General features: G+C 68.7%; 13 protein-coding genes. 2 read left to right on the top strand and 11 right to left on the bottom strand.

What is annotated here, in order from left to right; all coding sequences use genetic code 11:
* Positions 1-16: 16 nt before the first annotated feature.
* Entirely contained in the window at positions 17-1,276 is a 1,260-nt protein-coding gene (locus J2852_RS25120) for a M16 family metallopeptidase (protein WP_209880954.1), read from the bottom strand.
* Positions 1,277-1,411: 135 nt separating this feature from the next.
* Between J2852_RS25120 and J2852_RS25115 the strand changes: the two genes are divergently transcribed.
* Positions 1,412-1,999 carry a histidine phosphatase family protein gene (locus J2852_RS25115; RefSeq protein WP_209880953.1) on the top strand — a complete coding sequence of 196 codons (588 nt, stop codon included), beginning with the start codon at positions 1,412-1,414 and terminating at the stop codon, positions 1,997-1,999.
* Position 2,000: 1 nt separating this feature from the next.
* Here the strand turns inward: J2852_RS25115 and J2852_RS25110 are convergent, their stop codons facing one another.
* From J2852_RS25110 to J2852_RS25100, 3 genes are all read right to left on the bottom strand, one after another.
* On the bottom strand, positions 2,001-3,176 hold the full coding sequence (locus J2852_RS25110; protein WP_209880951.1) for a DNA polymerase IV: 1,176 nt from the start codon (positions 3,174-3,176) through the stop codon (positions 2,001-2,003).
* Positions 3,177-3,239: 63 nt separating this feature from the next.
* Positions 3,240-4,304, bottom strand: coding sequence for an NAD(P)-dependent alcohol dehydrogenase (locus tag J2852_RS25105; protein ID WP_209880949.1), 1,065 nt, complete (start codon positions 4,302-4,304; stop codon positions 3,240-3,242).
* Between the two features lie 73 nt (positions 4,305-4,377).
* On the bottom strand, positions 4,378-4,767 hold the full coding sequence (locus J2852_RS25100) for a (R)-mandelonitrile lyase (protein WP_209880948.1): 390 nt from the start codon (positions 4,765-4,767) through the stop codon (positions 4,378-4,380).
* A gap of 126 nt (positions 4,768-4,893) precedes the next feature.
* Here J2852_RS25100 and J2852_RS25095 point away from each other — a divergent pair, with 126 nt between their 5' ends.
* Positions 4,894-5,787 carry a LysR family transcriptional regulator gene (locus J2852_RS25095; RefSeq protein ID WP_209880946.1) on the top strand — a complete coding sequence of 298 codons (894 nt, stop codon included), beginning with the start codon at positions 4,894-4,896 and terminating at the stop codon, positions 5,785-5,787.
* Positions 5,788-5,793: 6 nt separating this feature from the next.
* Here J2852_RS25095 and J2852_RS25090 read toward each other — a convergent pair whose 3' ends face one another.
* From J2852_RS25090 to J2852_RS25060, 7 genes are all read right to left on the bottom strand, one after another.
* Positions 5,794-7,074 (bottom strand): glycerate kinase type-2 family protein, encoded by a 1,281-nt coding sequence (locus J2852_RS25090; protein ID WP_209880944.1) that lies wholly within the window; start codon positions 7,072-7,074, stop codon positions 5,794-5,796.
* A 119-nt stretch (positions 7,075-7,193) separates the two neighbouring features.
* On the bottom strand, positions 7,194-8,549 hold the full coding sequence (locus J2852_RS25085) for a sigma-54-dependent transcriptional regulator (RefSeq protein WP_209880943.1): 1,356 nt from the start codon (positions 8,547-8,549) through the stop codon (positions 7,194-7,196).
* Positions 8,510-10,465 carry a sensor histidine kinase gene (locus J2852_RS25080; protein ID WP_246499967.1) on the bottom strand — a complete coding sequence of 652 codons (1,956 nt, stop codon included), beginning with the start codon at positions 10,463-10,465 and terminating at the stop codon, positions 8,510-8,512. The genes J2852_RS25085 and J2852_RS25080 overlap by 40 nt, the downstream gene beginning before the upstream one ends.
* Positions 10,466-10,555: 90 nt before the next feature.
* Positions 10,556-11,872, bottom strand: coding sequence for a dicarboxylate/amino acid:cation symporter (locus J2852_RS25075; RefSeq protein ID WP_209880941.1), 1,317 nt, complete (start codon positions 11,870-11,872; stop codon positions 10,556-10,558).
* Entirely contained in the window at positions 11,869-12,177 is a 309-nt protein-coding gene (locus J2852_RS25070; protein ID WP_246499966.1) for a hypothetical protein, read from the bottom strand. The genes J2852_RS25075 and J2852_RS25070 overlap by 4 nt, the downstream gene beginning before the upstream one ends.
* Before the next feature lie 220 nt (positions 12,178-12,397).
* Entirely contained in the window at positions 12,398-13,276 is an 879-nt protein-coding gene (locus tag J2852_RS25065; protein WP_209880939.1) for a sugar phosphate isomerase/epimerase family protein, read from the bottom strand.
* Positions 13,276-14,469 (bottom strand): dihydrodipicolinate synthase family protein, encoded by a 1,194-nt coding sequence (locus J2852_RS25060; protein WP_209880937.1) that lies wholly within the window; start codon positions 14,467-14,469, stop codon positions 13,276-13,278. The genes J2852_RS25065 and J2852_RS25060 overlap by 1 nt, the downstream gene beginning before the upstream one ends.

Here is a 14,469-nt window from a genome sequence, read left to right as displayed (position 1 = left end):
CACGCCGCCCCAGACGTCACGCCGCCTTGAGCATGCCCTGCATGTCCTCGTAGGACGGCAGCCGGTCGAGCACGCCGACGGCCGACACCGCCATCGGGCCGGCGAAGGCGCGGTTGGCGGCTTGCGCCACATCGTCGGCCGAGACCGCGTCGATGCGCTCGAAGATCTGCTCGATGGTGCGGACCTCGCCGGTGCGCAGCAGGGTGCGGGCGAAGCGGTCGGCGCGCCGCATGGTCGATTCCAGGGACTTGCCGACCGAGAAGCGCATCTGTTCCTTCGACCGCTCCAGTTCGGTGGCGGTGACGCCGTCGCGGGCCTTGCGGAGTTCCTCGAAGAAGACCGGGACCAGCTCGGCCACTTCCTCAGACCCCGTCCCGGCGTAGAAGCTGAGCGCACCGCCGTCGATGTACTGGATCGGCGCGGCGTAGACGGAATAGACGAGGCCCCGCTTTTCCCGGATTTCCTGGAACAGGCGCGAGGTCATGCCGCCGCCGAGGATGTTGGCGAGGTGGCGCAGCGCGTAGCTCGCCGGGTCCTCCGTCCCGACGCCCGGAAAGGCCGCCATGAAGTGGACCTGCTCGGCGTCGCGCTGGACGAGGGAGGCGCCGCCGGTGTTGGCGACGGCCTCGTGGAAGGGCGCGTCCTTGGCCGTCAGGTGGCCGAACAGCGACTCCACCCGGCGCACCACCGTGTCGTGGTCCACGTTGCCGGACACCACATAGACCATGCGGCGCGGGTCGTAATGGGCGACGTAGTCGAACAGGTGGTCGCGGTCGAAGCCGGCGACGTTCTCGCGCGGGCCCAGGATCGGACGGCCGAGCGCCTGCCCCTGGAAGGCGGTGCGGCGCAGCGCCTCGTAGACCACGTCCTCCGGCTCGTCGGCGTAGCGGCCGATCTCCTGGATGACCACACCGCGCTCCTTCTCCACCTCACCTTGCGGGAAGACGGAGTTCAGCACGATGTCGCCGATGATCTCGCAGGACACCTCGACATGCTTGGCCGCCATCTGCGTGTAGTAGGCGGTCACGTCGTAGTCGGTGAAGGCGTTGAAGTCGCCGCCCCGGTTCTCGATCTCCATGGCAATGGCCAGCGCGTCGCGGCTTTCGGTGCCCTTGAAGATCATGTGCTCCAGGAAATGGGCGATGCCGTTCACCTCCGGCCGCTCGTTGCGCGCGCCCACCCCGACCCAGACGCCGCTGGTGATCGTGCCGAGATGGGGGAGATGGTCGGTCAGAACACGGAAACCGTTGGGAAGGGTGGTCAACTGAATGGACACGCGGAAACTCCTGACGGGCTTGGACCCTGATGATGTGGTTGACTGGCCGCCATGCGCAACCGTGACCGCGCTGGTTTCGCCGGTGACGAGATCAACATTGCTGGGGCGACGCTAGGCACAGGTGGTGGAGGCTTCATGTCCGGACCGCATCGACGCTGGGTGGTGATGGCCATGTTGATCGGCGTGGCGGCGGCGTCGTTCGCCCAAGATATCACGGCGGCGGAGCTGCGCGCGGGCGATGTCGCGGGGCTGGTGGTGCTGATGCGCCACGCTGAGGCACCGGGAATTGGCGATCCGGCGGGCTTTCGGCTGGACGACTGCGCGACCCAGCGAAACCTGAGCGAGGACGGGCGGCAACAGGCCCGCCGCATCGGGGAACGGCTGCGGCGCCTGGGGATCCGGAAAATTGCGGTGTATTCCAGCCAATGGTGCCGCTGCCTGGAGACGGCCCGGCTGCTGGGGGTTGGAGCGGTGCGGGAGATGCCGGCGATCAACTCCTTCTTCGGGCGCAACGGGGAGCGGGACGCGCAGATGGCCGAACTGCGGCGCTTCCTGGCGGGGCTTCCCGCGGGCGGGCCGCCGGTGGTGCTGGTCACCCATCAGGTGGTCGTCACCGCACTGACCGGTGTTCACCCGGCATCGGGGGAAGCGGTGCTGCTGCGGGCCAACAGCACCACGGAGCCGGCGGTCATCGGGCGGCTGGCGGCCGGCCCGGACCGATAGGTCAATCGAACAGGCCGGGTTCGGGCTCGTTTTCCGGGTCGATCAGGTCGGTGCAGCCGATGCCGATCAGGCGGATCGGGCGGCCGTCCGCCTCCGGCTCCAGCATCTCGCAACCAACCCGCCAGATCGCCTCCGCCAGCCGGGCCGGCGGATCGACGCGGCGGGAACGGGTGATCGTGTGGAAGTCGGCGGTCTTCAGCTTCAGCACCACGCTGCGCCCCTGAAGGCCGGCGGCGGACAGGCGGCGGGCCACCGTCTCGGCCAGGGGGCGCAGGGCTTCCTTCAGCGCGGCCGGATCGGCGGTTTCCCAGTCGAAGGTGGTTTCGGCGGAAATGCTCTTGCTGGGGCCCTCGGGCTCGACGCGGCGGTCGTCCTGGCCTCGGGCGAAGCGGTGCAACAGACGGCCCATCTTGCCGTGCCGGCGGACGAGGTCGATTTCCGACCAGTCGCGCAGGTCGCCCACGGTGCGGATGCCGTCGGCGAACAGCTTGCGCTGGAGCACCGGGCCGACGCCCCAGAGGATCGACACCGGCTTGGGAGCCAGGAAGTCCATCGCCTGCCCCCGTCCGATGACGGAGAAACCGCGTGGTTTTTCCAGGTCCGACGCGATCTTGGCGAACAGCTTGTTGTAGCTGAGGCCCACGGAGGCGGTGATGCCCAGCTGGCTTTCGAAGCGGCGGGACAGCTCGACCAAGGCCTGCGCCGGGCTGATGCTGAGCCGCTCCTCGACGCCGGAGAGGTCGAGGAAGGCCTCGTCGATGGAGATCGGCTCGACCAGCGGGGTGAAGGCCTCCATCAGCGTCCGCGCCTGCCGGCCCACCGACTTATACTTGGCCATGTCCGGGCGCAGGACGACGGCGTCGGGGCACGCCTCCAGCGCCTGCCAGATCGGCATGGCCGAGCGCACCCCGGCCATCCGCGCGACGTAGCAGCAGGCCGCCACCACGCCGCGCCGGTCGCCGCCGATGATCAGCGGGCGGCTGACCAACTCCGGCCGGTCGCGCTTCTCGACCGTGGCGTAGAAGGCGTCGCAGTCGATGTGGCCGATGGGCAGGGCGTGCAGTTCGTCATGCCGGACGACCCGCCGGCCGCCGCATTTCGGGCAGCGGGGCTCCGGGCCGCGCAACGCGGCCGCGCAGTCGCGACAAAGGGCCTTGCAGTCGGAAAGGGCGGGCATGGCCGCAGTCTATCAGGCCACGCCGGATTTGGCGCACCCTTCGGACCCAATGCATACCAGTGATCAGAAGGGCGTATCCGCCGGAGCCGGCAGCGAGGCCATGTCGATCACGAAGCGGTAGCGCACGTCGGCACGCTCCAGCCGCTCGAAGGCCTCGTTGATCTGCTCCATGCGGATCATCTCGACCTCCGGCACGATCCCCTTGCGGGCGCAGAAGTCCAGCATCTCCTGCGTTTCGGCGATCCCGCCGATCAGCGACCCGGCGACGCGGCGGCGCCCCAGAATGAGCGGGGCCGTGTTCGGCTCGGCGAGCGGGCCGACCTGCCCGACGAGGCAGAGCGTGCCGTCAACGTCGAGCAGCGGCAGGTACGGGTTGACGTCGTGCTTCACCGGAACCGTGTCGATGATGAGGTCGAAGCTGTTCGCCGCCTTCGCCATGGCGTCCGCGTCGGTGGAGATGAGAACCCGGTCGGCGCCCAGCTCCAGCGCGTCCGCCTCCTTGCCCGCCGAACGGCTCATCACCGTGACGTGCGCGCCGAGCGCGGAGGCGAGCTTGACCGCCATGTGGCCGAGCCCGCCCAGCCCGACGACGCCGACGCGGCTGCCCGGCCCGGCGTTCCAGCTGCGCAGCGGGGAATAGGTCGTGATGCCGGCGCACAGCAGCGGCCCGACCTTCGCGAGGTCCAGCGCGTCTGGCACGCTCAGCACGAACGGCTCGCGCACGACGATGTGCTTCGAATAGCCGCCCAGCGTGTTCTCGCCGGTCACCCGGTCCAGGCCGTTGTAGGTGTCCGTGCGGCCGTTGCGGCAAAACTGCTCCTCCCCCTTGCGGCACTGGTCGCAGTCCTGGCAGCTGTCCACCATGCAGCCGACCGCGACATGGTCGCCGATCTTGTGGCGGGTGACCTCGGGCCCGACCGCGACCACGCGGCCGACGATCTCGTGGCCGGGAAGCGCCGGATACTGCGTCCACCCCCAGTCGTTGCGGGTGGTGTGCAGGTCGGAATGGCAGACGCCGCAGTAGAGCACCTCCATCGCCACATCGTCGGGACGCAACGCGCGCCGCTCGAAACGGTAAGCGGCAAGCGGGGATTCCGCCGACTGCGCGGCGTAACCGATGGTCTTCATCGCTAAACCTGTTTGTTGATCGCTGTGGTCATGAGGGGCAGCCGGTCAGCCACCATATTTCAGCCGTCGTGCTTCAGCCGCCGTATTGCTCGTCGGTCACTTTCTCCAACCAATCGACCGCCTTGCCATCCCGCATCTCGGCAATGGCGATGTGCGTCATCGCGCAATCGGGCGCGGCGCCATGCCAGTGCTTCTCGCCGGGGGCGAACCAGACGATGTCGCCGGGGCGGATTTCCTCGACCGGCCCGCCCTCCCGCTGCGCGCGACCGAGGCCCGAGGTGACCAGCAAGGTCTGGCCGCGCGGGTGCGTGTGCCACGCGGTGCGCGCGCCGGGCTCGAAGGTGACGATCGCGCCGCTCAGATCGCCGCTGCCGCTGAACGGCGCGTCGATCCGGACGGTGCCGGTGAAATACTCCTCGGGCCCCTTCCTCGAAGGCTGCGAGCCGCTGCGCTTGATGTCCATCGTCGTCCTCCGCGCCGTTGGGGCCGACGGTTTTTCGCACGGCCGTCGGCAAGCGAGGATCTAGACCGGAGGCTTTTCAGGGATTAGCTGGTATAAATTGCATGCGGTCATATCGGGGGTTCATGAATGCAGCGCGAGGAGTTGGCCGACCTCAACGCCTTCCTGACGGTGGCCGAGGAGCGGAGCTTCACCCGCGCCGCCGCGAAGCTGGGCACCTCGCAATCAACGCTGAGCCACACGATCCGGCGCCTGGAAACGCGGGTCGGCGTGCGCCTGCTGACCCGGACCACCCGGAGCGTCGCGCCGACCGAGGCGGGAGAGCGGCTGCTTACTACGCTGAAGCCGGCCCTGGACAGCATCGGCGCCCAGCTTGCCTCGCTGAGCGAACTGCGCGAGAAGCCGGCCGGGATCATCCGCATCACGACGGCGCAGCACGCCGCAACCTCCATCCTGTGGCCCGCGCTCGAAAAGCTGCTTCCCGATTATCCCGACATTCACGTGGAACTGTGCATCGACTCCGCCCTGACCGACATCGTGACGGAACGGTTCGATGCCGGCGTCCGGCTCGGCGAGGCTCTCGCCAAGGACATGATCGCCACGCGGATCGGTCCGGACCTGCGGATGGCGGTGGTCGGCTCGCCCACCTATTTCGAAACGCGCCCCATTCCCCGCACACCGCAGGATCTGGGTGAGCACCGGTGCATCAACCTGCGCCTGCAGAGTTCCGGTACGCTTTACCCCTGGGAACTGGAAAAGGACGGCCGCGAACTGCGGGTGCGCGTCGAGGGGCAACTTGCCTTCAACAACACCAGCATGATCGTCCAAGCCGCCGCCGCCGGGTTCGGACTCGGTTTCGTCATGGAGGATGAAGTCACGGAGCACCTTGCGGACGGCCGCTTGGTGCGGGTCCTGGAGGACTGGTGCCCGTCATTCCCCGGCTACCATCTCTATTACCCGAGCCGGCGCCAGCCCTCGGCCGCCTTCGCGGTGCTGGTCGAGGCGCTGCGGTACCGCGCGTGACGACGCCTACGACGACTCCGAGGGCGACGCGATCAGGATCGCGCGGAAATCGTTGACGTTGGTCAGGGTTGGGCCGGTGACGACGCTGTCACCCAGCGCTTCGAAGAAGCCGTGGCCGTCGTTGTCGGCGAGGCGGTCCTTCGGGTTGATGCCCTGGCTCCAGGCGCGGGCCAGACTGTCGGGGCCGAGATAGGCACCGGCGATCTCCTCCAGCCCGTCCACCCCGTCCGTGTCGCCGGCCAGCGCGTGGATGCGCGGGTGCCCGTCGAGCGCGACCCCCAGCGACAGCAGGAATTCGACGTTGCGCCCACCCCTTCCCTGCCCGCGCACCGTTACGGTGGTCTCGCCGCCCGACAGCAGGATGCAGGGCCCGGTGAAGGGCTGCCCGCGTTCGGCCACCTGGAGGGCAAGGCCGGCCAGCACCTTTCCGACATCCCTTGCCTCGCCCTCGATGCGGTCGCTGAGGATGTGCACCGGGTAGCCGGCCTCGGCCGCCACGGATGCCGCCGCCTCCAAGGCCATCTGCGGGGTGGCGATCATGCGCGCCTCGCAGCCGGCAAGGCGCGGATCGTCGGGCTTGACGCTCTCGCCCTGTCCGCTTTCCAGCACCGTCAGGACATGCGCCGGAACGTCGATGCCGTAACGGCGGATGATCGCCAGCGCGTCGCCGCACGTGGTCGGGTCCGCGACGGTCGGGCCGGAGGCGATGTCCATCGGGTTGTCGCCCGGCACATCGGACAGCAGCAGCGTGACCACCTTCGCCGGATGGCAGGCGGCAGCCAGCCGGCCGCCCTTCACGGCGGACAAGTGGCGGCGCACGCAGTTCATCTCGGCGATGGTGGCGCCGGATTTCAGCAGGGCGCGGTTGACGGTCTGCTTGTCCTCCAGCGTCAACCCGTTGAGCGGCAAGGCCAGCAGCGCCGAGCCGCCGCCAGAGATCAGGCACAGGACGAGATCGTCGGGGGTGAGACCCTGGACCAGCGCCTGGATGCGCTTGGCGGCCTCCAGCCCGGCGGCGTCGGGCACCGGATGCGCCGCTTCCACGATCTCGATGCGCTCGCACGGCACTTTGTAGCCGTAACGGGTGACCACGAGGCCGGAGAGGCCCCCCGGCCAGTGATCCTCGACCGCCCGCGCCATCGCCGCCGAAGCCTTGCCAGCGCCAATCACCACCAGCCGGCCCTTGGGCGGCTCGGGCAGGTGGGCGGGCACGCAGAGCGCCGGCTGGGCGGCGCCGACCGCCGCGTCGAACATGCGGCGAAGCAGGGCACGGGGGTCGGTGGTCATCGAGAGGTCTCCGGTTCGTCGGCAAGCCATTTCATCATTGGGCGCCCGACACGAGGTTGCCCGGCGTAGCTTCGACGAAGTTCTCTGCGTTGTCGATCCGTTGATCGCCGATGGTCCCATCAGGAGGTGGCCAGCCTGTGCTTTCGAATCTTGTCGTGCAGGGTCGTCTTGGCGACCTGCAACTCCTCGCTGGCCCGCGCCAAACTGTTGCCGTTGCGGCGCAGCGCCTCGGCGATCAGGGCTCGTTCGAAGGCATCGACGGTCTCCGCCAGGGGACGGGCGGGCGTGACCGGCGCGCCGAAGGGCGGAAAGCCGCCCTCGATGCCGAGAACGCAGCGGTCCGCCACGTTGCGCAGTTCCCGCACGTTGCCGGGCCAATGATGGGCCATCAGGCGGCGCGTGCGCTCCGCGTCGGGTTCGGGGACCGGGCGCCCGTGGCGCGACGCGGCCTCCAACGCGAACTGCTCGAACAGCAAAGGGATGTCCTCGCGCCGTTCGCGCAGGGGCGGCAGCGGTAGAGTCGCGACGTTCAGGCGGTAATAAAGGTCGGCGCGGAATAGCCCCCGGTCCGCCAGCTCGCGCAGGTCCACTTTGGTGGCGGCGATCACGCGGCAATCCACGGGGATCGCGGTGTTGGAGCCCAGCCGCTCCAGCGTGCGCTCCTGCAGAACGCGCAGCAGCTTGATCTGCATGGGCATCGGCATGCTCTCGATCTCGTCGAGAAACAGGGTGCCGCCGTTGGCGTGCTCGATCTTGCCGATGCGCCGCTTGCCGGCACCCGTGAAGGCCCCAGCTTCGTGCCCGAAAATCTCGCTGTCGATCAGGCTTTCCGGCAGGCCGCCGCAGTTGACGGCGACGAAGTTGCCGGTGCGGCGCGGGCTGGCGTCGTGCAGGCAGCGCGCAACCAACTCCTTTCCGGTCCCGGTCTCGCCGTGGATCAACACGTCGGCCGCGCTGTCGCCGAGGTCGGCAATCAGCCGGCGCACTCGCTCCATCGCCGGAGAGTTGCCGATCAGACGGGCGTCGATGCTCCGCCGGTTCCGCAGCTTTTCCCGCAGGTCCCGCACTTCCAGCGTCAGGCGGCGCTTTTCCAACGCGCGCCGTACCACCTCGACCAGATAATCGGAGGAGAAGGGCTTCTCGATGAAGTCGTGCGCGCCCGCCTTCATCGCCTGCACCGCCAGCGACACGTCGCCGTGCCCGGTCATCAGCACCACCGGCAGGTCGGGGTCGAGGTGCAGCAGGTGATGCAGCAGGTCCATGCCGTCCGCGCCGGGCAGCCGGATGTCGGTGACCACCACGCCGGGAAAATCGGCGGCGACCAGACGGCGGGCTTTCTCGGCCGTGTCCACCGCCTCGACCGGAATATCCTCCAGCTGCAAGGCCTGCTGGCAGCCGAGGCGGACGTTGGCATCGTCCTCGACGATCAGGACCTTCAAGCCTCGCGGCAGGGCTTCGGGGAGAATTTCGGGCATTCGACGTCTCCGGCTGGTCGGGCCTCTTCGCCATCGGAATCGGGGGCGGGATCGGGGGCGGCTGGGGCGGCGGGAATGTTCACGGTGAAAACGGCGCCCCCGCCGGGTGCGTTGCTCCCGGCCAGCGTGCCGCCGAAGTCACGCACGATCCCGGCCGAGATGGCAAGCCCCAAGCCGAGGCCGCCGCCGGGACCCTTGCCGGAATCTTTCGTGGTGAAGAACGGTTCGAACAGCCGGGGCAGAACCTCATCCGGCAGACCCGTGCCGGTGTCGCGCACCTCGATCAGGACGCGCCCGTCCTCGCGCCGGCCGCTCAGCCGCAGCAGCGGGTCACGGCACCCGTCCATGGCGTCGAGCGCGTTGGCGATCAGGTTGACCAGCACCTGTTCCAAGCGGTTGGGGTCGCAGAGCGCCACGACGCCGTCGCCGAACTCCAACTCCACCCGCACACCGGCGCGGCGCAGGCGCTGGTCCAGCAGGAACAGGGCGTTGTCGGCGCAGGTCCGGACCGCCACCGGGCGCGGCGCTCCCGACGATTTGCGGGCGAAGGATTTCAGCTGGCTGGTCAGCGTTCCCATGCCGTCCACCAGCTGGCCGATGCGGTCCAGGTTGCCCTGGGCGGCCTCCAGATTGCCCCGCTGCATGAACTTGACCGCGTTCCCCGACAGGGTGCGGAGTGCTGCCAAGGGCTGGTTCAACTCGTGCGCCAGCCCGGCCGAAAGCTGCCCGATGACCGCCAGCTTGCCGGCGTGGACCAGCTCGTCCTGGGCGGCGCGCAGCGTCCGGGTCCGTTCCTCGACCTTGCGTTCCAGTTCGTCATGGGCGCGCTGCAAGGCCTCGCGGGCGCGCAGCCGGTCGCGCAGGTGCAGCCGGCGCAGGTTCCACAACACCAGCAGGATAGCGACGAAGGCGCTGCCGATAGCGGCCAGTGCGGCGCGCGTCCAGGCCATGCTGCTGACCTGCTTGACCGGCGACAGCACGGTCAGCGTCCAGCCCGTGCCGCGCAGGGGCGCCGTCTGGGCCAGGAAGGTGCCGGAAACGGGGAACACCGTCGCTTCCTCCACCACGCCATGGGATGGCCGGGCCAGGGTGACGAGGTCCGCGCCGCTCCCCACCGTCCGCACTGGGACAAGGCCGAGCGGCGGCAGGGGGCGGGCGTTGTATTGCAGCGTGCGCTCGAATTGGCGGCGGGTGCCCTCGTCAAGGGGGCGGATCGTGGTGAACTTCCAGGACGGCACGGAGGCGAGGATCACCACCCCGTTCTCGTCGGTGACCAGAACCGGCGCCTCCACCGTCGTCCAGGACTGCTCCAACTGTTCCAGGCTGACCTTGACGACGGCGACGCCGACCGTCTCGCCGCCGACCGTCTCGCCATTGTCCGTCAGCGGGGACGACAGGTAGTAGCCGGGCTCGCCCCGCGTGGTGCCGACGCCGAAAAAGCGGCCGGGGCGCCCGTTCGCCGCCTCGATGAAATAGGGGCGGTAGGACAGGTCCTCGCCCATGAAGCTGTCGGGCCGGTTCCAATTGCTGGTGGCGACCACATGGCCCCGGCGGTCCAGCACGTAGATGGACAGCGTGCCGGCGCGCTGGTTCAACCGTTCCAGATAGAGGTTGACCGCCTGCGCCACCGGCGCGCCGCGCGCCACGAGGTCGAGCACGTCGCGCTCCAGATCCAGCGTGGCCGGGAAATAGGCGTACTTGTCGATCTCGCGTTCCAGGCTGGCGCCGTAGAGATCCAGCCGGTGGTGGCCGGTCTGCTGAAGCTCGGCCAAGCCCATGGCCTCGCTGACGCGGTAGTCCACGGCACCGGCGGCCAGCGCCAGCACGGCGAGGCCCGGAAGCAGCAGGCCGAACCGGCGGAGAAGACGGGCGAGCGACATCCTGCGGACCGACACCAGAAAACGCCTGAGCATCATGGAGACGGCATCATAGCAGATGTGGCCCGAACGGGCGCCCGCCCGCACTCCATGAGGGGCACCCATGGACATGGGCGGGCGGTGACGGCGTCACCCGGCGGCAGCAGGGGCCGGGGCGGCAACGGCGGCCGTGGCGGGAGCCGGCTCGGGAACGGCCTCCTCGTCGGTCTCATCCCCGGTGCCGAGGGCGTTCTCCCACTTGGCGACCACCGCCGTGGCAATGGCGTTGCCCAGCACGTTGGTGGCCGTGCGGCCCATGTCCAGGAAGTGGTCGATGCCCAGGATCAGCAGGATGCCGGCCTCCGGCAGGTTGAACATGGGCAGGACGGCGGCGACCACCACCAGCGAGGAGCGAGGCACGCCGGCAATCCCCTTGCTGGACACCATCAGCACCAGCAGCATGATGATCTGCTGCTCGATGGTGAGCGGCAGGTTGAAGGCCTGGGAGATGAACAGCGCCGCGAAGGTCGTGTAGATCATCGACCCGTCGAGGTTGAAGGAATAGCCCAGCGGCAGGATGAAGCCGACGACCCGTTCCTTGACGCCGAAGCGCTGCAACTGCTCCATCACGCGCGGGTAGGCCGACTCGCTCGATGCGGTGGAGAAGCCCAGCAGGATCGGCTGGCGGACGGCCTTGACCAGACGGAACACGTCCTTGCGCAGAACCAGGAAACCCGCGCCGATCAGCACCGCCCACAGCACCGCCAGCGTCACGTAGAAGCTGCCCATGAACTTGCCGTAGACCAGCAGCACGCCAAGGCCCTGCGTCGCGACCACGTTGGCGACGGCGGCGAACACGCCGATGGGGGCGAAGCGCATGACGTAGTCGGTGACCTTCAGCATCACCGGCACCACCTCCTCGATGGACTGCGCCAGCATGCCCGCCTTGGTGTCGCGCAACTGCCCCAGCGCCAGACCGAAGAAGACCGAGAACACCAGGATCTGCAGGATCTCGTTGTTCGCCATGGCTTCCACGAAGTTGCGCGGGAAGACGTGGGTGATGAAGTCCTTCAGGTTCAGCGCCGAGGTCTTCAGGCCGGCCGAGGCACCGGCGTCGGGCAGCGGCACGCCCATGTTGGCGCCCGGCTGCAACAGGTTCGCGAAGACCAGGCCGATGGCGAGCGAGGCCAGCGACGCCATCAGGAACCACCCCACGGCCTTGCCGCCGATCCGGCCGACGGTGCGGGCATCGCCCATGCCGGCCATGCCGGCGACCAGGGTCGCGAAGATCAGCGGCGCGATGATCATCTTGATCAGGCGCAGAAAAATATCGGTCACCATGGCGAAATAGCCGGCGACCTCCTTAGCCGCCGCCGGGCTGACCAGAAGATTGAAGGCGTATCCGACCAGGATGCCCAGCACCATGGCGACGATGATCAGGGTCGTCTGCTTGTTCGTGTTCATCATACCTCACCTTCCCCGGTGCGGGCGCCCGGCCGGGGACCAGGGCAACAGATCGAAAAGAACCGGCGAAACGGGCCGCCGCACGGATCAGCCAGCCGTTTTGAGCGGGCACCCCTGCCGGTTCGGTGGGCCTCGGCGGCCACCTCCACCGCGTTGGCGTAACCGATGCAGAGGTTCAGCGCGGTGACAATTCCGATCGAATTGCGCACGCCGGCCTCCTGCCGGACACCACCGATGTCGGCCAGCGGGCGGCAAACCAGCGCGGCGGCTTGCGGGTGGCGGCTGTGCGGCTCATCGGACTGTTCCACTCCCCAGTGCATCCGCCCCGTTCAGACGGTGTGGGGACCACAGTCGCAACACGCATGCCAGCCCTCCGCCATTCGGAGACTGGCGCTAAATTGCTGATGTCACTGAAATGTTTTCCCGGAGCGGACGCCGGTCATTCGGATTTCCGAATGGATGCGGGCGCGGGCGTTCGGAAATCCGTACGCCCGCGCCGTCCCAACGAAGCTCCGGGGATCACGCCCCTCAGACCACGGTCCGGTGCCGCTCGATGCAGGTGCGCAGCACCTCGCCCATGGGCCGAGCCCACCAGCGGTTGGAGAAAATCTCGACCTCCGCATGGCCCTGATAGCCCTGCGCCTCCACGAGGGCGCGTATCTTTGGGATGTCGATCACCCCATCGCCCATCATGCCCCGGTCGAGCAGCAGGTCGGTCGTCGGCACTAGCCAGTCGCAGATGTGGAAGGCCAGCAGCCTGTCGCGGCCGGCGCGGGCGATCTGCGCCTCCAGTTCCGGGTCCCACCAGACGTGGTACACGTCCACCGCCACACCGAGCGCCCCGGTCCGCCCTGGATCCAGCCGGTCGCAGAGGTCGAGCGCGTGGCGCATGCTGTTCACGCAAGCGCGGTCGGCGGCGTACATCGGGTGCAGCGGTTCGATGGCCAGCGGTATACCGGCGCTGCGGGCGTATTCGAGCAACTCGGATATCCCATCCTCCACCATGGCCCTTGCGCCGGCGATGTCCTTGCTGGGCGCGGAGCCGGGACGGGAGAACTGCGGCAGGCCGCCGACCACCAGCACCAGACAGGCTGCGCCCAATGCCTTTGCCTCGTCCACGGCGCGGCGGTTGTCGTCGCGGACCTCGGCGCGGCGGGACGGGTCGGCCGGGAACATGCCGCCACGACAGTAGCCGGACAGCTCCAGCTCCGCCGCGCGCACCGCCTGCACGGCGCGCTCCAGCCCGACCGCCGCCACCTGATCCCGCCAGGGGGAGATGGCGCGGATGCCATGCCGGGCGCAGGATTCGGCGATCTGGACGAGGTCGCCCTGCGCCTTCACCGTGGCGGTGTTGATCGACAGCCAGCGATGATCACCGGAAAAATCCCGTGGAGAGAAATCGCGCATCACACCGCCTCGATCCCGCGCACCGCCAGCACGTCGGCCATCCGCCACACCGCCTCCTGCGGGTCGCGCAGCAGGCCGGCCTTGTCGGCGAGCTTGAAGATCTCCACCAGATGCAGGGTGGACCGGGCGCTCTCCTGCCCGCCGACCATGGTGAAATGGCCCTGATGCCCGTTCAGATAGGCCATGAACACCACGCCGGTCTTATAGAAGCGCGTCGGCGCTCGGAAGATGTGGCGCGACAGCGGCACGGTGGGTTCCAGGATACGGTGGAACGTCGCCGCGTCGCCCTGGGCCAGCGCCGCCAGCGCCGCCGAGGCGGCCGGCGCGATGGCGTCGAAGATGCCGAGCAGCGCGTGGCTGAACCCCCGCTCGTCGCCCGCGATCAGCTCCGCGTAGTTGAAGTCGTCGCCGGTGTACATGCGCACGCGCCCGTCGAGCCGGCGCCGCATCACGATCTCCTTATCCTTGTCGAGGAGCGAGATCTTCACCCCGTCCACCTTGGCGGCGTGGTCGTTGATGATCGACACCGCCGTGTCCATAGCGGCGTCCAGGTCGCGCGTGCCCCAATAGCCGGCCAGCGCCGGGTCGAACATGTCGCCCAGCCAGTGGATGATGACTGGCTCCCTCACCTGGGACAGGATGCGGGAATAGACCCGCGCGTAATCCTCCGGCGACCGTGCCACGCGGGCCAGCGCGCGCGAGGCCATCAGGATGATGCGCCCGCCCAGCCCTTCGACGGCCGAGACCTGCTCCTCATAGGCGCGGATCACGTCGTCGATGGAGCGCGCCTCCTCCGGCGCCAGATGGTCGGTGCCGGCCCCGCTGAACACCAGCCCGCCGCGCGGCTTGGCGGCGGCCAGCGAGCGGCGGATCAGCTCCAACGAGGCCGACCAGTCCAGCCCCATGCCGCGCTGTGCGGTGTCCATCGCCTCGGCCACGCCGAAGCCGAGATCCCAAAGATGCTCGCGAAAGGCAATCGTGCGGTCCCAGTCGATGGCTGGGGTCAGCCACGGGTCGTTGTCGGCCAGCGGGTCGGCCACCACATGCGCGGCGGCGAAGGCGACGCGGTTGAGCGGCCCGGTAATCTTGTTGGGGAAGCCGCGCGCTTCGGAGACCTCATAGGATTCCAGGGTGCGGTCGGGGCGCGGCAGGCGGATGGTGAGGGAGGTGGAGAGGGAGTTTGAGATCGACAT

It is taken from the genome of Azospirillum soli (genome assembly GCF_017876165.1).
Classification (GTDB): Bacteria; Pseudomonadota; Alphaproteobacteria; order Azospirillales; family Azospirillaceae; genus Azospirillum; species Azospirillum soli.
This window is presented reverse-complemented; position numbering and strand designations above follow the sequence as displayed.